Below are 21,269 nucleotides of genomic sequence, written 5' to 3'. Positions count from 1 at the left end.
AATCATAAAGGGAAAGCCGACTAGCTTTAAGACACAAACGTCTATATTTCTATATGACAGTTGTCATGTATTTCAAGAAAACTGCTTCTTTAAAATTACAAGCGATATGTGTATACTAAACATAATCAGAAAAATCAGAACGGAGTGAGTCATATGACTGGTCTTGTAGCCGTCATCATGGTCTTTTCGATACCACTCGCAGGAATCATCAGCGCACACCTCCAAACGCAGGCAAAATTAAAGCATAAGATGATTGAAAGCGAACTCGAGCTCGAAAAGCTGAAACACGAAAATTTTGTCATCGAAACACAGAAAATGCGCCTCGAACTGGAACAAATGAAATTGGAAGATGCTAAAAAGAACGAGCATCTCCTGCTTAAATGACACCAGAAAAAGACCCGCCACTCAAAATGTGGCGGGTCTTTTTCTGTTCTACAGATCTTTGGGTCATAAGCCACGCCGCTTCGCCGGTCTGCCTTATGCACGTCAGAGCTACACGGGCGCTTCCGCTTTTCTTTGATGTCCAGACTCCAGCACCCAGCTCTTCGGGGTCATAAGCCAACCCGGCTGTGCGGCTGAAAATACGCCGCTTCGCCGGTCTGTCTTATGCCCGTCAGAGCTACACGGGTGCTTCCGCTTTTCTTTGATGTCCAGACTCTAGCACCCAGCTCTTCGGGGTCATAAGCCAGACCGGCTGTGCGGCTGAAAATACGCCGCTTCGCCGGTCTGTCTTATGCCCGTCAGAGCTACACGGGTGCTTCCGCTTTTCTAGGCGAATACACTGTTTTCGATTTGTTTCAATTGATGGAAATACGACTTTCTTTCCATTAGTTCTTCGTACGATCCGCTTTCTACGATGCGGCCGTTCTCCATGACGATAATTTGATCCATTTTTTCAAGCCCTGCCAAATCATGACTGATCGTAACAAATAGATCTTCCTTGCCTTGCTGGAATAGTTCATTATAAATGACTTGGCCGGTTAGGCTGTCTACCGAAGAAACCGGTTCATCAAGAAGCCATAATGATTGGCCTTTCAGGAGAGCACGTGCAATTGCGAGACGCTGCTTTTGGCCGCCAGACAAATTTTGCCCTTTTTCTTCTACGGCCATTGACAGTGGAAACAATTCAAGTTGAACTTGGGCTAAAGCTGATTCCATTTTTTCATCACTTGCTTCCGGGTCGGCAATCAGCAGATTGCTGCGTACCGTACCATAGAAAAAATGATTTTCCTGGAGCACGACATTCATTTTCTGCCAGATAGTTTCCTGTTGAAGCGTTTCGACAGGTTTTCCGCCAATTGATAATTGCCCGTGTTCAAGTGGGAAAACGTTCAGCAGCAACTGCATGAGCGTCGATTTACCTGAACCGCTGGGCCCGACAATTGCGGTTTTTGTGCCTGGCTCTAAGTGGATGGAAACATCGTCAATTGCCAGTTTCTTTTCTCCTGGATAGCTGAAAGAGGCTCCTGTCAGTTTTATATCAAGCGGCCCTTCCGGAAGCTGTTCGGTTCCTCGAGGCGTAAGCGGTTCTGCAACAATTTCTTCTAAGCGCACGGCAGCTTTTCGGCTTTCTTCAAAATATGCCGGAAATGCCGCCATTGGGGCTACATTTTCAAAAGCAGCAATGGATATCATAACGAGCATCGCCAAATACAACCCATTCAGCTCACCTGCTGCGACAAAATACGCACCGACACCCAGTACGAAAAATGATACCAACAATGCCACCAGCGAATTGATAGACTGGGCCAGGTTTTCTTCCAGTCCTTCTTTTCGCTGCCCTTCATTATATTGCCCCGCATCATTTGCCAGCTGCTGTTCTTTTGCGTTAAGTTGCTGATGGATTTTCAGATCCCTAAAACCATAAAGAAATTCTGTCGCTTCAATTGCTAAACTTCCGCGCTTGGCTCTTGTTTGTCCATCTGTCCGGCGTTTTCGAATCGAAAAAAGAGCCGGAACCACGACAACCGTCAACAGCATTCCGATGAACATCACAGCTGCAATTCCCATGGAGAAGAATGAACTGAAGAAAATGGTGCTTAAAAAAACAATGCCCAGTACAACCGGCGGGTAAAAAACGCGCAACAGAAAATTCTGCAGGCTTTCTACGTCCCCAACGATTCGGGACAGTAAATCCCCACTCCGGTACTTGCCAAATATTCCAGGCGCAAGCGGAGAGAGCCGATCAAAAAAGGACACTCTTAAATGGCTAAGCATAGTGAATGTTGCTCGGTGGGAATACAAACGCTCCCCGTAGCGGCTCAATGCCGAAATAAAACCAAATAATTTTAGGCAGGCTGCCATCACAACTAGAGTTGTCATTTGAGAAGTCAGGGCAGCTTTGGAAATTAAATAACCGCTTGATCCCATCAATGCCACACTCGCTACACCTGCTATAAATCCAAAAAAGATGGCGATGGATACATCTCTTTTCTCAATCAATGTTAATTTCAAAACATGCTTTAATTCGTTCATCGCACGCCACCTCCCTGCTGTGCTGCGAGCATCTCTTGGTAGGGACTATAATATTGCAGCAGTTCATCATGGCTGCCCGCGGCTTCTAGTTTGCCGTTTTCCAAAAAGAAAATCAGATCCGCCCCTTTAATTGTGTGAAGGCGATGAGCAACCGTGATAACTGTGGATGTTTTTTGCAACTCACGGAGTGAAGCCTGCAGAATTTGTTCGGTCCGCAGATCCAAACCGGTTGTCGGTTCATCAAATAGGATGAGCGACGGTTTCTTTAAGAAAGCGCGTGCCAGCGCAATCCGCTGTTTTTCTCCACCTGATAGTCCGCGTCCCGCTTCACCAATTGGCGTTTCAAATCCGTGTTCAAGCGTTGAAATCATCTCTGCAATGCCCGCCTTTTCAGCAGCAGCCAGCACTTCTTCATTGCTGACTTGACGGTTGGCACCCATCTCCATATTTTCCCGAATGGTTCCAGCAAACAGATAAGGATTTTGAGAGATATAGCTTAACTGGTCAAACCAGGACTTTTCACTGACGGTTTCACGTGGAACTCCGTTGATCATCAAGCTGCCCTCACCTTGCGGCAACAAGCCAGCCAGTAAGTGCATCAATGTCGTTTTTCCGGAGCCGCTTTTGCCAACAATCGCCACTTGGCTGTAAGGTCCGATTTCTACACTTAGTGGAGCAAGCGCAAACCCTTCTCCATATTGAAAAGACAAGCCTTCCAGAGACAAATGAGGCGGCTCAGGCGCAATGGTTTCAGTTCCCCAAGTTAACGGCGAGTGATTTTTTTCAAGCTCTGTCCCCAACTGCTTAGCTGCTGATACACTGCCGCGTGCCGTATGGAAAGCACTTCCGAAATCCTTCAGTAAATTAAAGAAATCCGGTACTAAAATCAAAATGAAAAATGCAGTGAAAAAGCTGATGCTGTCAAAAACGACAAGGCGCAGACCAATTTCCAATGCGACAATCCCGATGCTCAGCATGGAAATGTACTCCAGCATCAATGATGATAAAAATGCTGATTTTAATACTTCCATCGTTGAATCGCGAAAGCTTAAACTGCTTTTCCGAATAGCTTTTTGCTGCTTTTCAGCCTGTCCAAATAATTTGAGCGTGGACAAGCCTTGCAAAACATCCAGAAAAGTACCGGAGAATTGGTTGAGCTGCTCCATTTTTTCATCGGCTTTTTTCTTTGTTCCTTTTCCGACCATGGCCATGAAAATTGGAATAAACGGCGCCGTGATTAAAATGATGACACCGGTCGTCCAGTTCTGAGTGAAGATAACACCCAATAACAAGAGTGGAATAATATAAGTTTGGATCATTTGTGGAATGTATTTACTGAAAAAGCCATCTACTTCATCCACCGCATCCATTAACAGGCTAACTTTTTGGCCAGACTGTCCTTGAGCTGCAGACAGCAATGGATTTTCAGCAAAAGACTTGATTAAGTTGGTTCGAAATTCATGTTTCACATCAGCAGCCAGATTGACCCCTGCTCTGCCGATGGCGTATCCAGCTCCTACACGCAGCAGAATTGCTGCGAACAATCCACCAAACAGTGGCAACAAGCTTTCGAATGCTGCATTCTGAAGAAAAACACGATCTGCAATAAACACAAAAAATAAGGCTTGTCCGATTGTAGCGATTCCTTTTAAAAGCGATGCCGCTGCCAGAAAGGCCATCATGTTTTTCCGTTGGAATGCCAGCTGTTTTAAGTCGTTCATGCCATTCTCTCCTTCGCTTTACCTCCTCTTATTATAAAGCATGCGATGTCCAAACCCCCGTCAAGTGCCCACGCCAACGGCATTAATCCGAAGCTTTGTTACAGTATTGTTCACAAATACTTAAGTTGTCTCGACATAAAAAACCTTGCGGAAATTTGGACCGCAAGGTTGGATTATTACTGTTCAATTGTCTCTTCATAAGAATTTATTGAAAAAATGGCCGTTCTTAACCAAACCATGTCTTCTTGTATTTTCAGTTTCAAGGATTCATCAACACATCTTCGGTATTCATCCATTAGCTTAAACAGTTCATATTCGAAAATGGCGAACTCTTCTTCTGTGATCACTGCAACCACCCTCTTATGGTAAGCCGTTATATACACTAAGCTTTATTACCCATCACCATAAGTCTATTATACCAAAAAATTCATATTTTACTATTATAAAAAAGTCTATTCCTCATAAAAATAACAATAAAACAGAATATGACGTTAATCCGACACAAAAAGAGAGCAAACTGCTTTCCCTTTCTTCTGGCAGTTCTTCTTTCAAGACGTTTAAAATAACACCGCCTGCCAAGAAAGCGGTAAGCACCGAAATAATCCACTCGTGGACATCTGCAAAAGCTCCAATTGCCCATCCCACAAGAATTGCTGCAGCCAACAGCCATCTGCCGTATTGATCGTACTCTTCTTGATGAGTGGCACGCAATCCCTTGTCATTGGTTATAAAATGAACCCCCATTGCTATAAAGAACAAGAACATTCCCCAAGCATCTCCATATTCTTCCCTGACGAGGAGATAGCTGATGACACTATTGTACAAAGCGAACGAAATAATATGAACCCAGAAAACACCTGACGCCGCTTTCGGCTGACCTGAATGTTTGTTCTTTCTCTTGGAAGTTTTGACTGAATGCTCTAAAGCATAAAAAATTACCAGCCCGGCCATTGCAATCAAGTATATATGATTTTCCAGAAATTGCAGGCTGCTGTTTTCGAGCTCTCCTTGGAGCTCTTCTTGGAAAACGCTCAGTTCCGGCAATAAATGCAAAAATACATAAGCAACTGATATGCCACCGGCGATCGAAAGAAATCGACTGCGCGGCAACACCTTCAACAACTTTAAACGTTTTGAAAAAAGATGAATCAATACAAATCCAATGGCAAAAATAAAACTAAGACCAAGCATCCGTTTTCTCCTTTCGGTTGGTGTGGATCGTTCAGAATCGGATACTCTCTTGTGTAAGATTTCTCGCTTTACTAGTTGTCTCCCCTCAGCAGCAATGGTGTAAACAACACGGATGATTTGTGCCTCTTTCTTCTATAAAACTTCAAAAATAAAAAAGCGTCCTGAAAGACGCTTTTACTCCATACCCTTCTCTCCCTTAGACTTCTGCTTGCCGACTATGCTCAACGGATAGTTCACGCAGCTTAAACTTCTGGATTTTTCCGGAAGCCGTCATCGGATATTCTTTGGTGAATTCAATGTAACGCGGTATTTTGTGGCGTGAAATTTTACCCTTGCAATAAACTCTCAACTCTTCTGCATCCAGCTCTTGCCCTTCTTTCAGGATTACCCACGCCATCAATTCTTCTCCATACTTCGGATCCGGTACACCAACCACTTGAACATCTTGAACGGAAGGATGCTGGTAAAGAAATTCTTCGATTTCGCGCGGATAAATGTTTTCTCCTCCGCGGATCACCATATCTTTGATGCGTCCGGTAATGGCAATATAGCCGTCTTCGTCTTCAACCGCAATGTCGCCGGTATGAAGCCACCCTTCAGAATCGATGGCGGCTTTGGTGGCTTCTTCATTTTTATAATAGCCTTTCATAACATGATAGCCTCTTGTACAAAGCTCTCCGGGGATGCCTGTCTCAACTCTTTCACCTGTCACTGGATCGATAATTTTCACTTCCACTCCAGTATGCGGCTTGCCGACAGTGGATACCCGCTTTTCAATATCGTCATCTGCCCGCGTCTGCGTGATGACCGGTGATGATTCGGTTTGCCCGTAAGCGATGGTGATTTCCGAAGCGCCCATATCATGGATGACTTTCTTCATGACTTCAATCGGACAAGGCGATCCTGCCATAATGCCCGTGCGAAGCGTGGATGTATCAAATGACGCAAATTCCGGATGGTTCAATTCGGCAATGAACATCGTCGGTACGCCGTGAAGCCCCGTGCATTTTTCGTCCTGTACCATCTGCAGGACGCGTTTTGGATCAAACTGCTCCGCAATGACCATCGTTGTGGAATGCGTCACCGCTGCTATTGTTCCAAGAACGCAGCCAAAACAATGGAAAAAGGGCACCGGAATGCATAGCCGGTCCTTTTCCGTCAAGTTCATGGTGTCCCCTATCAGCTTGCCATTGTTGACGACATTGAGATGTGTCAGCATCACGCCTTTGGGAAACCCGGTCGTGCCGGACGTATATTGAATGTTAATGACATCGTCAGGATCCATCGAACGGAAGCGCTCCTCAAACTGCACGTCGCTGACTCCATCAGCAAAAGCCTCGAATTCATTCCACGAGTAAATTCCTGGATAACTGTTGCTGCTCATGACAATAACCCGCTTCAGATGAGGTAGCTTCTTGCTGCTGATTTCTCCTTTATCGGCTGTTGCTAGTTCAGGACAAACCGTGTTGAGAATGTCTATATAGCTGGTCCCTTTAAACTCTTCTCCCAATATTAAAGTTGTCGCGTCCGACTGCTCCAATAAATATTCCAGTTCGCTGGACTGGTAGCTGGTATTGACTGTCACCAGCACACCGCCCATTTTGCCGGTGGCGAATTGACTTAAAAGCCACTCGCGCTTGTTGTCTGACCAAATGGCCACATGCTCCCCTTTTTCAATACCGATGCCGATAAACGCTTTTGCCAGACGATCGGTTTCTTCGTCAAATTCCTTATAGGATTTTCGGATGCCGTGCTCTGGGTAGACATAAGCTTCCGTTTCCGGATGTTGCGCGGCCTGTTCTTTTACTACTTGTCCAACTGTCTTCTGTAAACTAACCATTTTCCATCCCCCTATTTGAAAACGCTCTCATTCTTCTATATATTATCATAAAATTCCAAATTGCTTGCTCCTGCTCTGCGTCCAAAACGGACAACTCGCCCTTACCTTGCGCGGCATGATAAACTAAAAGAACTACATGCAATGGAAGGGATCGACCATGGACTTACAAACAATGCACGACCAACTTACCGAACGCCTTTTGCAGCAGCAACTGGTGTCTGCAACCATCAGCCAGCCAAGGCTCAAATCAAGTGACATCAAGCGAATCAAGCTAAAGCCCGTTGAGATAAAAAATGAATACCTAATTCAATTCGAGTATCAGCACGAGCATGTCTTAAAACATGAAAATCTGCCAGTTGAAGAAGCAACGAGAAAGTTGGCTGCTTTGTTCGCCGATTTTCGCCAAGCCTTGTTTCAGTTTACAGACGAAAAAGTACAGATTCAATTGACCAAGAAATTCAAAGTCAGCTGGAAAGCAGAACAAACCGGCGAGAAACAGGCAGTGCTGTCGCACAACCGCAAAAAGCAGTACCTGCTGGAAGATGGCATACCGTATCCGTTTCTCGTTCGCCTTGGCGTGCAAAGTTCAGACGGCAAAGTGAAAAAACAGAAATACGATAAGTTCCGCCAGATCAATCGCTTTATCGAGTTTATTGACGATGCACTTGCCCACTTGCCGCAGGACCGCACTGTCCGGATTCTCGATTTTGGCTCTGGAAAATCCTATTTGACCTTTGCGCTTTACCACTATTTGCGCATCGAAAAAGGACTGGATCTCCGCGTCACCGGCCTTGATTTGAAAAAAGAAGTGATAGAAGAATGCCAGCAAATCGCACAGGACCTCCGCTACGAACAGTTGGAATTCCTGGTTGGCGACATCAACGATTACAATGATGAGTCAGCAGTTGATATGGTCGTCACTTTGCACGCCTGTGACGTAGCGACGGATATGGCCCTAGCACGCGCCGTTAAATGGGATGCCAAAGTTATTTTGAGCGTTCCTTGCTGCCAGCATGAGTTAAACAGCCAAATCGATGCACCGGAACTTGGCATTATGCTTCAGCACGGACTGATTAAAGAGCGGTTCAGCGCTTTGGCGACCGACTCTATCCGTGCCGAACTGCTGTCGCTGGTCGGTTATGAAACACAATTGATGGAATTTATCGATATGGAGCATACCCCAAAGAACATTTTGATCCGCGCTTATAAAACCGGTCGCAAACCGGCTGCTGGACAATTTGAACGCTACCGCCAGTTTGCTTCGCTCCTATCAGCTAAACCGTTTCTTGAAAACGAATTAAAGGAGTATTTATGAAACAAAAAAACCTGGTAAATGGCATTATTTTAGCTTTTTCGGTCGTTTTGATTCGCTTTATCGATGTCCGCATTTACGACATGAACCTTGTTGTAACTTTGCTGCTACTGGTTGCCCTTATTTACGGAGCCATGCGCATTGTCGAACGGTTTCCCTCTCTTGATAAACCAGTCAGCAAACGGGCATCTTTTGCGGTCAACACATTGGTCATCATCTCTATTTTTCTGGCGTTTTTCATCTTCAAGTTGTAGCAATTCAAAAAAAACGACAGCCATAAGTGGCCATCGTTTTTTTTTTAGTTTTTAAGGAGAGTTTTCGTTCGGCTTTTGCTGTGCCTGCTGCTCAATAGTTTTGTATACGTAGTTCTCTACCGGTTTTAACGTGAACTTTAGATTGCTGGTTTTCAGGTTGTTTTCCAAATAATCCAATTGATGTTCCTCTACTGCATCGGATTGGAGATTTAAAATGCTGTTAACGTACAGCATTCCCTCATTCGTTGCCATTGGACTGTCCTGTCCCTCTTTTTCGCGTTCCAGCACTTTTTCAATTCCAAAAACTAGCCCTTCATCTGTCAGTTCTTGCATTGCAGCTACGTATCTTTCTTCGCCTACTTCCTGCAATAGGTGCTGATCCAATTGTTTGATATCCTGAACGCTCGCGCCTTTGTAGTATTGGGTATAATATGCTATTAGAATCTGTTCTTTGTCCTTCAATTCCTCCATCGCCAATCCCTCCATCATTTTTCTATGTTGTTGTTATTCCCCTTTCTTGGTTGTATTATGCACTCATTAGTCCACATCATTGATAAAAGTGAAACTTTACCCCTTCTGGTTCGTTATTACTACTGGCACAAATATAGAGAAGGCAGGTGTAAGATATGGCTGAACAAGCGATCGTTCAAATCAAAAAGCTATCGAAAACGATCGGAAACAAAAAAATCATCAAAAATCTCAACCTGGATTTGCACAAAGGCGAAATTACAGGATTTCTGGGGCCCAACGGAGCCGGGAAAACCACAACTATCCGAATGATGGTCGGCCTAATGAAGCCTACAGAAGGAGAGGTTTGGATTGATGGCAAATCTGTACAAGGGGATTTTGAGAACAGCATTCGGAACGTCGGAGTGATTGTCGAAAATCCTGAAATGTACAAATACATGTCAGGCTATAAAAACCTGCTTCATTTTTCCCGAATGCACAAAGGCATATCCAAACAACGAATTGATGAAGTCGTCAAACAAGTTGGCATGCAGAATCGAGTCAAAGAGAAAGTAGGCTCTTATTCGCTTGGCATGCGCCAACGGCTCGGACTCGCACAAGCACTATTGCACGATCCAAAATTCCTTATTCTCGATGAACCGACCAACGGCCTTGACCCGGCCGGCATCCGTGAATTCCGAATGTACCTGCAGAAAATCGCTCGCGAAAGTGGTGTCGCAGTTTTCGTCTCAAGCCATCTATTGTCCGAAATCGAATTGTTATGCGACCGGATCGCCGTTATTCAGAATGGTGAATTGATCGATATTAAAAACGTTAATGAACTCCAGCAATCCCGCTACTATATTCAAGCAGAACCACTGGAGCTTGTCGGCGAAGTACTGACGGGCGCAGGATTTCCAGCAGTATTACATGACAAAGGCTACTTAATCGAATCTGGGGCAGAGCACATACCGGGAGCCATTAACTTATTGGTCGGCGCCGGTGCCAAAATTTTTGCCGTTCAGCCGTATCGGGAAACCTTGGAAGCCCAATTCCTCGAAATGACAGGAGGCGGAGAAATTGCTCAGACTCATACAGAATGAATGGATGAAGTTATGGAGCCGGAAAATGACCTGGATTATGGTCATCGTGATGGTTGGTATTGTGTTTGCTGGCATTGGTATTACCAAGTGGTTGGACTCTACAGCCACCTCCACTGAAGACAGTGTTGGAAGCTGGCAGGAGACGACACAAGCGGAACTCGACGGCAGAAGCCTTTTGCTGGAACAACCTGATCTGAGTGAAACACAGATCGATTATTACGAAGGGCAAATTGCCATCGCCGAGCATCGTTTGGAAAATGATATTGCCCCACTCGAATACACCAGCATGCAGCAGCAGGTGGTCGATACACACATGATGATGTCACTCGTAACCTTGTTGACCGTTATTGTGGCAGCCGGTATTGTAGCCACAGAATTTTCTCAAGGAACTATTAAAATGCTGCTGACACGGCCGGTAAAGCGCTGGAAAATTCTCACTTCCAAATACATTACGATTTTACTGTTCGCGGTGCTACTGAGTTTAATTATGCTGCTTTCTACAGCACTTGCCGGACTGCTCTTTTTCGGCATTGGAGACGGTACTCTCCTTACGTGGAATGGTGCTGAAGTAGTGGAAGCGACTTTCTGGTTAGAAGCCATCAAGCTGGCAACCCTGAAATTTTCAAGCATCTGGATGATCAGTACATTTGCCTTTATGCTCGGAACCGTTTTCCGTTCAAGCTCCTTAGCAATCGGCTTATCGATTTTCCTTATGTTTACAGGCGTTCAAGCGGTCTTCTTTTTGCAGGATTACGAAATCGTCAAATACTATTTATTCACCCATACCGATTTGACGCAATTTTATACAGGCAATTTCATGATGCCGGGCATCACCATGACGATGTCTCTGCTCGTACTGGCTGTCTACTTCCTAGTATTCATGGTTATCAGCTATTGGACATTCGAAAAAAGAGACATCACAGCTTAATAGAAAAGCGCAAGCGGCCGTGTAGATCCGACGGGCATAAGACAGACCGGCAGTGTGGCGTTTTTTGCCACGTAGCTGGGCAGGCTTATGACACTAGGATCTGGGCGCTGGAGTCTGGACAATAAGAAAAGCGCAAGCGGCCGTGTAGATCCGACGGGCATAAGACAGACCGGCAGTGTGGCGTTTTTTGCCACGCAGCTGGGCAGGCTTATGACACTAGGATCTGGGCGCTGGAGTCTGGACAATAAGAAAAGCGCAAGCGGCCGTGTAGATCCGACGGGCATAAGACAGACCGGCAGTGTGGCGTTGTTTGCCACGTAGCTGGGCAGGCTTATGACACTAGGATCTGGGCGCTGGAGTCTGGACACCGAAAAGCGCAAGCTCAAAACATACGAGATAAACAAAAACTGACCCGGAATCTACGGGTCAGTTTTTGTTTATCCATTCAATTAATGCTTCTGCCACTTGATCTTGTTGTTCAATTGCTGTGATGTCGGCCGGATTGTCACCTGTTTGTTCCCCGTATAACCCAAACTGCGCATGATTTCCGCCTTGAATTTCCACAAACAGACTGTCATCCGGGAATAGTTCACGGCTCTCGTCTATACTGGCAACCGTGGACAAGCCATCCAACTCCCCATAGATCGACAGCATCGGCAACTCGCTTTCCGAAAAGTCACTTGCTGGATAGGATCCGAGAAAGAAGAGTCCAGCGAGCTTTTGGGATGGGTCTTCCGCATAAAATGACGCCGCTACCCCACCCAAAGAATGGCCGCCAACAAACCATTCCTCCACTTCCGGATGCTCCTCTATTACAGCACCTGCAGTCCCAGAACCGAGAATCCCAAAATTCAATGGCAATTGCGGAATCGACACCACAAATCCTTGCTCACGTAAAGATTGGGCCAGATAAGCGTACGCTTCTTTTTGGACTTTAGCGCCTTGGTAGAGGATCACTCCCTTGCCGTTTGGCGATTCCGGCTGGAAAATCAGCCCTTCTCCATCACTTTCAACTGCAGATAAATCCACGTTTTCGGTTAAGACCTCACTTGGCCCATAATCAAATTGAGCATAAACAACAAAACTGATCATCGCAATTATCAATAGCGCTAAAATACTCAATACAATACGCAACAGCCACTTTTTCATTTGGCCACCTTCTATCTGAGCCTGTCAGTAAGCCAAGCCTACACGGCTCTGAATAAATTCCTGTGATTCGAGCAGACGATAGGCAAATTCTGCTGTATCACCAACTGTGATTTCTTTGCCGTCTTCAGGCAACAAGTCTTTTTCCGCACGGTAATTGCCACGCGCTTCACCGTCCGGCAAGTATGTAGGGCACACAATGGTCCAAAGAAGTTCGGTTTTTTCAAACAACCGGTAAACTGCTTCGTGCTCTTCTGCAGCAAAAGTCAATTTCCGCTTGGAATCCCCACCTTCATATCGAAGCAGCCCAGGGCTTAGCCGACTGTCCAGAATTCCAGCCGTTCCAATAGTGATTATTTTTTGAATATTGTGGTCTCCCATTGATTTGACAATCAGCGGTGCAGCTTCAGACAATGTTGTGGTCCGGTCTGTCCCAATCGCACTAAAAACTGCCGCTGTCCCTGCGATGGTCTTTTCAATATCTTCCACGTTTCGCACATCACCCAAAATAATCTCCAGGTTCGGATGTGCTTCGAGTTTTTCGGAACGGACCAAGGCCTTTATGTGGTGGCCGTCTGCAAGCGCTCGTTTGAGAATTTCGCCCCCTACTCGGCCAGTCGCACCAAATATCGCCAGTTTCATTGCTATTCCTCCTCCTATTTAGTCTATGAAAATCACGGTTTATTTGAAATGATACCCCTTTTTCGCAAGTATTTCTTTCAACTCTTCTCGATGCGGCTTGTTCAAAAAATCTGCCATCTGCTGAGTCCAAGTTGCTGTTTTTTGGTTTGAACCGCGGCTGGCGTAATAGGCTTGGATTGTCTCGTCGTATTCTGGCAAAAGAGTTGCGTATTTTGCCTCATCGTATTCATTTTCGTGCAGGATGGCTTCAACCGGCAAGCGCGGTTTAACTCCATTGGCTTCGTTTGGCACACCTACCGTCAAACCATAGACAGGGAAAACACCTTCGGGCAATCCGACCAGTTCGCTGATTGCTTCCATATTATTTCGGACACCGCCAATATAGCAGATGCCGTACCCTTTCGATTCGGCTGCAAGTGCCAAATTCTGTGCCAGCAAGCCAACATCCGTAACAGCAACAATCAAGTTTTCTGCACGGTCAAAAATGATTTCCTGGCCTTGTAATTCCCCTGCATGCTGCAGGCGGTTGTAATCCGCACACATTAAAAAGACCGCTCCTGCTCCTTCCATTTGCTTAGCATTTTTGGACAACTCGCCCAGTTTTTTGCGCTTTTCGGGATCAGTTACCCAAACAATCGAATAAGCTTGAACAAAATGGGAGGTCGCCGCGTATTGTGCAGCCTCAACCAATTCGCTGACTTCCTCACGTGACAATTGTTTTTCTTTGTAATCCCTAACAGACGCATGTGCTTTCATTAATTCGATAACCATTGATCGTATCCCCTCTCCGTTCCTTTCTTCTATCGTACCAAATTCTTTGCCGCGATACTCTTTTGGTGATTTTTGCTACAATAGAGTCTACAGAGGTGAATCGATTTGAAAAATACGAAGACCGCTTTTTCCATCCTTTTCTTATTGGTTCTTGGCGGTTTCTTATTCATATGGCTTGAAAAAGAGTTGGCGTTTCGAAAAGAGTTGGATCAACGGTCTTTGCCTTCCGGATTGCATCCCATAGTAGAAGAAAAACGGGACTTGCTCGTTGCCCAAGCAGCTGAGATCGACATTGACATCCTCATTACAGATGGCTATCGTTCACCAGAAGAACAAGACAGCCTCCACAATCAAGGCCGTGGCTCTTCAGGATCTATTGTGACCTATGCGGAAGCAGGAGAATCCTATCACAATTACGGATTGGCCATCGACTACGCACTGCGCCTGGCTGACGGATCAGTCGTATGGGATATTGAACGGGACGATAATGGTAACGGGAAAAGTGATTGGTTTGAAGTTGCAGAAATTGGCAAAAATCTAGGATTTGACTGGGGCGGTGACTGGCAGCGCTTTAAAGATTATCCTCACCTGGAGATGACGTTTGGCTTATCGATCCGCGAACTGCAGCAAGGGTGGCGGCCTGAAGATAAAATGGAATAGACATTGTTAGTAAACAACGGTCTGCACACCCTTCAGGATCGCATCACAAAAAACAACAGCCCCGTTCAGCCGAACGGGGCCTTTTTATCTTCCGAACAAAGTCATCGACTGTCATGTTCATGCGGATTAAACAATGGAGTTATGTAATAAAGTTCCTCTGGACATTTTTGAGAAATTTTATAAAGCTCCCAAAACAGTTTTCCAGAGATTTCAAATCGCTCGACTGAGTCCGGCATCTTTTTCATTTTTACTGAAGCCGCATCGTACTTTACTTCTTGTATATCTACCCAGAAGGTTTTACTTTCACCTGCGCCTACTGGATTTTCAGAAGAAAAAATTTCTAAACTTAAACGTGCAAATAACGTAATAAAATACTCTCCAGCCTCTTCATGCGTCCCTTTGGATTTTGAAAAATAAAAATAAACTTTCTTTTCGCAAGTAGATGGATTTTTCGACACGTGCTCCATCGCCCTTTCTATTTAAAGTTTTTCGATTTGAACAAACAAAAAAGCCGAAAAGCCCTCTCATCGAGAGACGCTTTTCGGCTTTGCTGGCAGCTCTATTCTCTGCAGCATTTGACCAAAATTTTCGATTGTGTCAGTATACATTCCAGTTGAAACCTGCTAGACGGAAACACTATTGTTTTCCTGGTACTTCTAGATTATCGAAGTTGAAAGAAATAGTAAAGAGCTTCTCTTGAATAATCTAATAATTCAATGAAATGGCCTTTGTAACAAAGAATTTCACCATAACCAAAAATAAAGAGGGAGAAATCAATGATTCCCCCCTCTTTATTCCTCTAACGAGTTGCTGGACTGACTTGATTATTTATTTACTTCACTGTCTGTCGAGCTTTCTTTCATCCAAACCTCTCCGTCCCGGTAAACCATTTCTTCCGGATAACGCAGATCCATTACTTCTTCCTGTGTTTCTTTAGAAGGAGCTTTGGTTGCCAATGACACCACAATAATGGTGATGATCGCAGCAGCGGCGCCAAATACCCCAGCACCTGTATCAATGATTCCAAACACGGTAAATCCGCCATATTGAGCAGAGAAAATATAGATGAGAGTGACGGTCAGTCCGACCAGCATTCCGGCAATAACGCCTGGACCGTTTGCCCGTTTCCACCAAACCCCTAAAATCAAAGCAGGGAAGAATGTCCCTGATGCCAATGCAAATGCCCATGCGACAATTTGCGTGATAGCACCCGGAGGATCCAGTGCCACAATCCCGGCAGCGACAGTCGCAATAATAATTGACCAACGCCCAACCAATAGACGTTGTCTTTCCGTTGCCTTTGGATTAATCGAACGGTAGTAAATATCCTGAGAAAGGGCAGCAGAAATGGCAATCATTAAACCGCCTGCCGTCGAAAGGGCAGCAGCCATGGCGCCAGCGGCCATCAACCCGACAACGAAAACACCGAGGTTGGCAATCTCCGGAGTCGCCATGACGACAATGTCCCGGCTGATGACCAATTCAGACCATTGCAAAATGCCATCGCCGTTTTGATCAGCTATGGAAAGTTCCCCTGTATTCACCCAGGATGTCGTCCAAGCAGGCAAATCAGCAATTGATGAACCCGCAACCTGGGTCATCAGAATAAAACGAGAAAATGCTGCATATGCTGGTGCTGAAAGATAAAGCAAACCAATGAACAACAATGCCCATGCTCCGCTCCAGCGTGCTGCTTTCATAGTCGGCACCGTATAAAAACGGACAATGACGTGAGGAAGCCCAGCTGTTCCGGCCATCAATGTAAACATTAAAGCTAAAAACTGCCAACGTGTCGCTTCTGTAAAAGGCACCACATATTCTGAAATTCCCAATTGCACATCCAACACTTGAAGCTCGCTGATAATCTGGCCATATGAAAGCCACGGCAACGGATTGTTTGTAAGCTGCAGCGACATGAAAATCACAGGAATCAAATACGCTATAATCAGGACCAGGTATTGCGCCACCTGAGTCCATGTAATTCCTTTCATCCCACCCAATGCCGAGTAAAAGGCAATCAATGCTACACCGATTATGGTTCCGATTGCCGTGTCTACCTCTAGCAATCTCCCAATTACTACACCAGATCCCGAAAGCTGGCCAATGGAATACGTAAAACTAATGATGATGGTAGCAACAGCGGCTATCAAGCGTGCCGTACTGCTCGTGTAACGATCTCCGATAAATTCCGGAACTGTATAACGTCCTGACTTTCTCAATTGCGGAGCCAACAGGAAGGTTAGCAACAAGTAGCCTCCTGTCCAGCCCATGATATAGGCAAGACCATCGTATCCAAGAAGCATGACAGTTCCAGCCATCCCAATAAAGGAGGCGGCACTCATCCAATCGGCACCGATGGCCATTCCATTAAAGATAGCTGGCACATTGCGTCCTGCCACGTAAAAGTCCGATGTTTTTCTGGCTAAATTATAAAAAGCGATTCCAATATATAATCCAAAAGTTCCCAATATAAGCGCAAGTGATACAAGAAATTGTGTATCCACCAAATTCCCCCCTTATCAAGTCACTAGAAAATTTACCTGGTTGCTTTTTCGTCTTCTGTTTTTGAAGCACTTATGCAGCTGGCCATTATTTCTTGCTGTCTTGACTCAGGCCAAATTTTTTGTCAATGCGGTCATTAACTATGGCGTTGATGAATAGCAGCAAGATAAAAATCAATACGGCTCCTTGTGCCCCCATGAAATAATGGAAAGGGAATCCATTTACGCTGAAACCAGAAAGTTCTTCTGCAAAAAAGACCACCACAAATGATGCACTAAACCCAATCAGCAAATAAATGGCCACTAAGGTTGTACGAATACGAAAATAAGCATCTGCTTCCTTTTTATCAATCTTTCTCAAAAGTTTCACCCCATTCGTTTAATGGCGAACCGAATCTGTCATTATTCAACCTTTCAAGTAAAAAATAAAACGAACTGTCTCCATGAACGGCAAAGGAACCATAATTATTTTCACCAACACAAAAGCAAAAATGGATCCAAAAGGAAGCAGGAAGAAAAGCGGCTTCCTTTTTTTCAGCCCCATTATGACAGAAAGAATCGTAATCAAACCAAAAGCGATTACCCAGATCATGTCAATCCCCCTCTAAATTTGGAAGCGTCTTCATATCGATAATCTACATTTTTGTTAAAATAAACTTTTAATATCCCCTCCCTGCCATTTTTAGTATTTTTTAGCTCTATCAATATTTAATTATTCTAAACTTTCGAACTATTGTCAACCGTTTCTTTTGTGTAATTTGAAGCGGGTGATAGCTGCAAGAAATCTAAAAAAGACGGCCCTTTGAGTAACCGAGCACTCAAAATGGACGTCTTTTATGTCTAAAGTTCTTAACAGCTGGATGAAACAAATTGCTTTATCCTCCATGCGCCCAAGCAATGCGCGGATCAATCTGCCTTGTCATACGGACCATGATAGGCTGAAATCCCATTCGCGGCCAAAAATAAGCGGCTAGTTGATTAGGCGTATGCCAATCTGCAAAAATATAATCGAATCCTTGCTTCTTCATTTCGCCAAAACAATGATTGGCCAATGCACGTCCTACTCCCCTTCCACGCAAATCAGGATTTGTGGAAGCTGCAGGAAGCTCTGCACAATTTTCAGGTGTTACCAGACTCATCGGATCATCTTTGCGGAAATAAACATGGAAACCGGCAATTTGATCTCCTTGCTCAGCCATCCACAAATAAGCATCTTGGTCCTCACTCAATGCTTCATAGCTCTCTTTAACATCTTCCAGCGTTTCCCGCGTAATCGGCAGCCAGGAGGGCGCTGCAGCTTGGTGGATGCTGTTCCACATCGCCATTTTGTTTAACAAAGATGCATCTTCACTCTCGCCTTTTCGAAATTCCAAATTCGTCAGCGTACCATTCTGGGGTTCAAAATCGTCAAGTGAAAGAATGCCGTATTTTTGATCAAAGCTAAAGGATTGGTCCAGCCATTGGTCAATAACTCTTTCATTGCCGAGCGGAGCCAGCAACACATGATGAAAATAGCCATGCTTGACCCACTCTGCTCCAGCATCTGCATACAACAGCCTCAACAACCGGGGATTTTCATGTTCACTGATTGCGATGGATTCATAATCCATCCACACGTAACGGCCGTGCTTAGCATCCTCTTTAAATTCGTAAAGCAGGTAGCCGATGACATCAATGCCTCTGACCGCTACAATGCCATTGATGAACGGCCGTTCCAATATCTTCCGAAGGACTGCTTCTGTGTCATCGATTTCTTCAAATCTCTCAGGCAGAAAGCTAAAGATTTTTCGTTCCCGTTCATGTCGTTTCGCTAATAGCACTGACATCTGGCGAATATGCTTTTCTTCCATCCCTGTCATTTGAATCATCCACAATCACTCCTCTGAATCGAGTTTCACTTCCAGAATCCCGTAATTGCCGGCGTTCACTTTTTCTCCGAACCGAACCGGAACTGGCTCTACAAAAATAGGGCCATCTACAATAATGGTATGAAATTCCCCTTCTTCCCCGCAGGCATCTACACCTGCTGCTTCCAGTTCACCGATCAGTTCGTGTGTAAACTCACGCCCCAAAAAGCTCGTGTCCAATCGTTTCGTATCAACCACGGTAATGACCGCTTTGAATCCTTCATCAATCAATTCTTCCAATAGTTTTTTTCTCGGCTCTTGCCAAAGCGGATGGCTCACGTCGATGTCTGCTTCCGCACTGACTTTTTGCACCCAATCCAAATGATCCTGCAAATCGATATCGCCATAAACCCCCATACCGATTCCCTGCGATTTGAAGCTCTTCAGCTGTTCAATAAATTCCTTTTCATAACCGGACCAGCTGGCTTTTCCAATAACCAAAGGCAAGCCCATACGTTCGGCCTGTGCCTCCATAACTTCCAGCGGCAACCCATGTGAACGCGATTTCGTGCCATCTTCTTCAAACATTGTAAACAAAGCAAGTGGCACATGCCCTTCCAGTACTGCACGATAATAAGCAAGTGCCGAATCTTTTCCGCCGCTCCATGACATCACAAATGATTTTTGCATACTACACCTCTTCTTTTTAATTCGCTGTTGCTGTAACTAGTTCGCCACAGCTTTAGGAAACTCCTTTTGCACTTAGTGATTTTGATATTTTTAAAATACAAATCGCTCTGTAGCAAGCTGCAAAGAGCATTTTACTTTTTATTGTCTTTTTCCCTGTTTAATCCACTAAAGCACAGGGAAAACTTCACTATACCCAAAGGAGGCCAAAACATGCAACAGCATAAATTATATGTAAACGGCGAATATACAGAATCTGCAGGAACTGAATGGATTGACATCATTAACCCTTCAACTGAGGAAGTTATTTCACAAATACCTAAAGGTACGGCAGAAGATGTCGACCGCGCAGTTGAGGCTGCATCTCAGGCCCAAAAAGCATGGGAATTGACACCAAACATCGAACGCGGCAAAATTGTCCGTAAACTTGGCGATAAAATTGCGGAGCGACGCGATACGTTTATCGACCTGTTGCAAGAAGAACAGGGAAAAAGCTATGAATTGGCAAGTGGCGAAGTCGACCTGGCTATAGACTATTTCCATTACATGTCCGAATGGGCACGACGCATCGAAGGTGAAATCGTCCCAAGTGATCGCCCGAACGAAAATATCTTCATCTATAAAAAGCCGATTGGTGTCGTAGCCGGCATTGTCCCATGGAACTTCCCGGTCTTTATTTTGGCAAGAAAAGTAGCAACTGCTTTTGTCACTGGCTGCACAATCGTCCTGAAACCAAGCCAACAAACACCGAACACTGCCATGGAATTCACGAAAATCATCCACGAAATGGATGAAGTGCCAGCAGGTGTCTATAATGTGGTTACAGGAACAGGCTCTGAGATTGGCAACGCCCTTGCTTCACATGAAAAAGTGCAAATGGTAACGATGACCGGCAGTGTGCCAGCAGGTACCAAAGTAATGGAGGCTGCAGCGAAAAACATTACCAAAGTGAATTTGGAATTGGGAGGCAAGGCTCCCGCTATCGTTACGCAAAATGCGGATCTTGATCTGGCAGCTGAAGCCATCGCCACTTCCCGCTTGGCAAACAACGGGCAGGCTTGCACGAATGCTGAACGGGTCTACGTACACGACAGTGTCGCAGATGAATTCACGAAAAAACTTATCTCTGTGTTTGAATCAAAAGTTTTGGGAGATCCACGCGAGAACAAAGACGCAGACGTTGGTCCGCTTGTCAGCCAAGACCGTCTCGATACAGTCCATGACATGGTTAAGCAGGCTGTGACTGAAGGTGCCACTGTCGCAATTGGCGGCGAACGCGACAACAGCCGTTCTGGCTTTTTCTACAAGCCGACCATCTTAACAAGTGTGGAGCACGATTCGACTATTATCCGTGATGAGATTTTTGGTCCTGTCTTGCCGATCACCACGTATAGCACGTTAGAAGAAGCAATCAACAAAGCAAACGATACAGAATTCGGTCTTTCATCGGCTGTCTACACAAATGACTTGAACGAGGCTATGCAAGTAGTTAACGAAATGAAGTTTGGCGAAACTTATGTAAATCGTGAAAACTTTGAAGCGGTTCAAGGTTATCACGCCGGTATGCGCAAATCCGGACTCGGAGGCGCAGACGGCAAACATGGCATGGAAGACTTTTTGGTTACACAAGTGGTTTACATGCAGTATCAAAACGGCAAATAAATATACACAAAAAACACTCTTCCTTTATCGGGGAAGAGTGTTTTTGCTGTTTCTTGATAGATTAGAAAAAGCGGCTGGGATG

At 45.0% G+C, this 21,269-nt stretch carries 23 protein-coding genes; 8 read left to right on the top strand and 15 right to left on the bottom strand.

The features are described 5' to 3' along the window. Positions 1-153 precede the first annotated feature (153 nt). Positions 154-384, top strand: coding sequence for a hypothetical protein (locus AC4EHK_RS15310; RefSeq protein ID WP_490979654.1), 231 nt, complete (start codon positions 154-156; stop codon positions 382-384). Between the two features lie 384 nt (positions 385-768). Here the strand turns inward: AC4EHK_RS15310 and cydC are convergent, their stop codons facing one another. The 5 genes from cydC to AC4EHK_RS15285 all read right to left on the bottom strand — a co-directional run bounded on the left by cydC (position 769) and on the right by AC4EHK_RS15285 (position 7,227). After that, the gene (cydC, locus tag AC4EHK_RS15305; protein WP_490979653.1) at positions 769-2,475 is read right to left on the bottom strand and encodes a thiol reductant ABC exporter subunit CydC; all 1,707 of its coding nucleotides are present in this window, start codon (positions 2,473-2,475) and stop codon (positions 769-771) included. Further along, positions 2,472-4,196: a thiol reductant ABC exporter subunit CydD gene (gene cydD / locus AC4EHK_RS15300; RefSeq protein ID WP_490979652.1), complete on the bottom strand. Its 1,725-nt coding sequence runs from the start codon at positions 4,194-4,196 to the stop codon at positions 2,472-2,474. Before cydD ends, cydC begins: the two co-directional genes overlap by 4 nt. A gap of 176 nt (positions 4,197-4,372) precedes the next feature. Further along, positions 4,373-4,543, bottom strand: coding sequence for a hypothetical protein (locus tag AC4EHK_RS15295; protein ID WP_490979651.1), 171 nt, complete (start codon positions 4,541-4,543; stop codon positions 4,373-4,375). 112 nt (positions 4,544-4,655) lie between these two features. Beyond that, on the bottom strand, positions 4,656-5,387 hold the full coding sequence (locus tag AC4EHK_RS15290; RefSeq protein WP_490979650.1) for a hypothetical protein: 732 nt from the start codon (positions 5,385-5,387) through the stop codon (positions 4,656-4,658). 196 nt (positions 5,388-5,583) lie between these two features. After that, positions 5,584-7,227 (bottom strand): AMP-binding protein, encoded by a 1,644-nt coding sequence (locus AC4EHK_RS15285; protein ID WP_490979649.1) that lies wholly within the window; start codon positions 7,225-7,227, stop codon positions 5,584-5,586. A gap of 157 nt (positions 7,228-7,384) precedes the next feature. On the opposite strand from AC4EHK_RS15285, the gene AC4EHK_RS15280 reads away from it, so the two are divergent. Beyond that, on the top strand, positions 7,385-8,542 hold the full coding sequence (locus AC4EHK_RS15280; protein WP_490979648.1) for a class I SAM-dependent methyltransferase: 1,158 nt from the start codon (positions 7,385-7,387) through the stop codon (positions 8,540-8,542). Further along, the gene (locus tag AC4EHK_RS15275; RefSeq protein ID WP_490979647.1) at positions 8,539-8,793 is read left to right on the top strand and encodes a hypothetical protein; all 255 of its coding nucleotides are present in this window, start codon (positions 8,539-8,541) and stop codon (positions 8,791-8,793) included. The genes AC4EHK_RS15280 and AC4EHK_RS15275 overlap by 4 nt, the downstream gene beginning before the upstream one ends. A gap of 51 nt (positions 8,794-8,844) precedes the next feature. Here AC4EHK_RS15275 and AC4EHK_RS15270 read toward each other — a convergent pair whose 3' ends face one another. After that, positions 8,845-9,264, bottom strand: coding sequence for a hypothetical protein (locus AC4EHK_RS15270; protein ID WP_490979646.1), 420 nt, complete (start codon positions 9,262-9,264; stop codon positions 8,845-8,847). A 155-nt stretch (positions 9,265-9,419) separates the two neighbouring features. Between AC4EHK_RS15270 and AC4EHK_RS15265 the strand changes: the two genes are divergently transcribed. The 3 genes from AC4EHK_RS15265 to AC4EHK_RS15255 all read left to right on the top strand — a co-directional run bounded on the left by AC4EHK_RS15265 (position 9,420) and on the right by AC4EHK_RS15255 (position 11,592). Then, on the top strand, positions 9,420-10,343 hold the full coding sequence (locus AC4EHK_RS15265) for an ABC transporter ATP-binding protein (protein ID WP_490979645.1): 924 nt from the start codon (positions 9,420-9,422) through the stop codon (positions 10,341-10,343). Further along, a complete protein-coding gene (locus AC4EHK_RS15260) occupies positions 10,321-11,271 on the top strand; it encodes a DUF2705 family protein (protein WP_490979644.1) in 951 nt (316 codons plus the stop codon). The genes AC4EHK_RS15265 and AC4EHK_RS15260 overlap by 23 nt, the downstream gene beginning before the upstream one ends. Positions 11,272-11,358: 87 nt before the next feature. Further along, positions 11,359-11,592 (top strand): hypothetical protein, encoded by a 234-nt coding sequence (locus tag AC4EHK_RS15255; RefSeq protein WP_490979643.1) that lies wholly within the window; start codon positions 11,359-11,361, stop codon positions 11,590-11,592. Positions 11,593-11,697: 105 nt separating this feature from the next. Here the strand turns inward: AC4EHK_RS15255 and AC4EHK_RS15250 are convergent, their stop codons facing one another. From AC4EHK_RS15250 to AC4EHK_RS15240, 3 genes are read right to left on the bottom strand one after another with little or no spacing between them, the layout of a single operon-like run. After that, positions 11,698-12,420, bottom strand: a complete 723-nt coding sequence (locus AC4EHK_RS15250) for an alpha/beta hydrolase (RefSeq protein WP_490979642.1) — start codon at positions 12,418-12,420, stop codon at positions 11,698-11,700. Positions 12,421-12,444: 24 nt separating this feature from the next. Next, entirely contained in the window at positions 12,445-13,059 is a 615-nt protein-coding gene (locus tag AC4EHK_RS15245) for an NAD(P)-dependent oxidoreductase (RefSeq protein ID WP_490979641.1), read from the bottom strand. A 39-nt stretch (positions 13,060-13,098) separates the two neighbouring features. Then, the gene (locus AC4EHK_RS15240) at positions 13,099-13,830 is read right to left on the bottom strand and encodes an NADPH-dependent oxidoreductase (protein WP_490979640.1); all 732 of its coding nucleotides are present in this window, start codon (positions 13,828-13,830) and stop codon (positions 13,099-13,101) included. Positions 13,831-13,935: 105 nt separating this feature from the next. On the opposite strand from AC4EHK_RS15240, the gene AC4EHK_RS15235 reads away from it, so the two are divergent. Continuing rightward, positions 13,936-14,490, top strand: a complete 555-nt coding sequence (locus AC4EHK_RS15235) for a M15 family metallopeptidase (RefSeq protein WP_490979639.1) — start codon at positions 13,936-13,938, stop codon at positions 14,488-14,490. 101 nt (positions 14,491-14,591) lie between these two features. Here the strand turns inward: AC4EHK_RS15235 and AC4EHK_RS15230 are convergent, their stop codons facing one another. From AC4EHK_RS15230 to AC4EHK_RS15205, 6 genes are all read right to left on the bottom strand, one after another. After that, a complete protein-coding gene (locus AC4EHK_RS15230; protein ID WP_490979638.1) occupies positions 14,592-14,948 on the bottom strand; it encodes a hypothetical protein in 357 nt (118 codons plus the stop codon). A 366-nt stretch (positions 14,949-15,314) separates the two neighbouring features. Next, on the bottom strand, positions 15,315-16,994 hold the full coding sequence (locus AC4EHK_RS15225; protein ID WP_490979637.1) for a sodium:solute symporter family protein: 1,680 nt from the start codon (positions 16,992-16,994) through the stop codon (positions 15,315-15,317). An 85-nt stretch (positions 16,995-17,079) separates the two neighbouring features. Next, positions 17,080-17,352: a DUF4212 domain-containing protein gene (locus AC4EHK_RS15220; RefSeq protein WP_490979636.1), complete on the bottom strand. Its 273-nt coding sequence runs from the start codon at positions 17,350-17,352 to the stop codon at positions 17,080-17,082. 45 nt (positions 17,353-17,397) lie between these two features. Next, a complete protein-coding gene (locus AC4EHK_RS15215) occupies positions 17,398-17,583 on the bottom strand; it encodes a hypothetical protein (protein WP_490979635.1) in 186 nt (61 codons plus the stop codon). Between the two features lie 283 nt (positions 17,584-17,866). Then, on the bottom strand, positions 17,867-18,859 hold the full coding sequence (locus AC4EHK_RS15210; protein ID WP_490979634.1) for a GNAT family N-acetyltransferase: 993 nt from the start codon (positions 18,857-18,859) through the stop codon (positions 17,867-17,869). A 6-nt stretch (positions 18,860-18,865) separates the two neighbouring features. Next, complete coding sequence (locus AC4EHK_RS15205; protein WP_490979633.1) at positions 18,866-19,528, bottom strand: Dph6-related ATP pyrophosphatase; 663 nt, start codon at positions 19,526-19,528, stop codon at positions 18,866-18,868. Positions 19,529-19,738: 210 nt separating this feature from the next. Here AC4EHK_RS15205 and aldA point away from each other — a divergent pair, with 210 nt between their 5' ends. Further along, on the top strand, positions 19,739-21,187 hold the full coding sequence (aldA, locus tag AC4EHK_RS15200) for an aldehyde dehydrogenase (RefSeq protein WP_490979632.1): 1,449 nt from the start codon (positions 19,739-19,741) through the stop codon (positions 21,185-21,187). Positions 21,188-21,269: the final 82 nt, after the last annotated feature.

This window comes from Planococcus sp. TJ-307, assembly GCF_058268435.1.
This window is presented reverse-complemented; position numbering and strand designations above follow the sequence as displayed.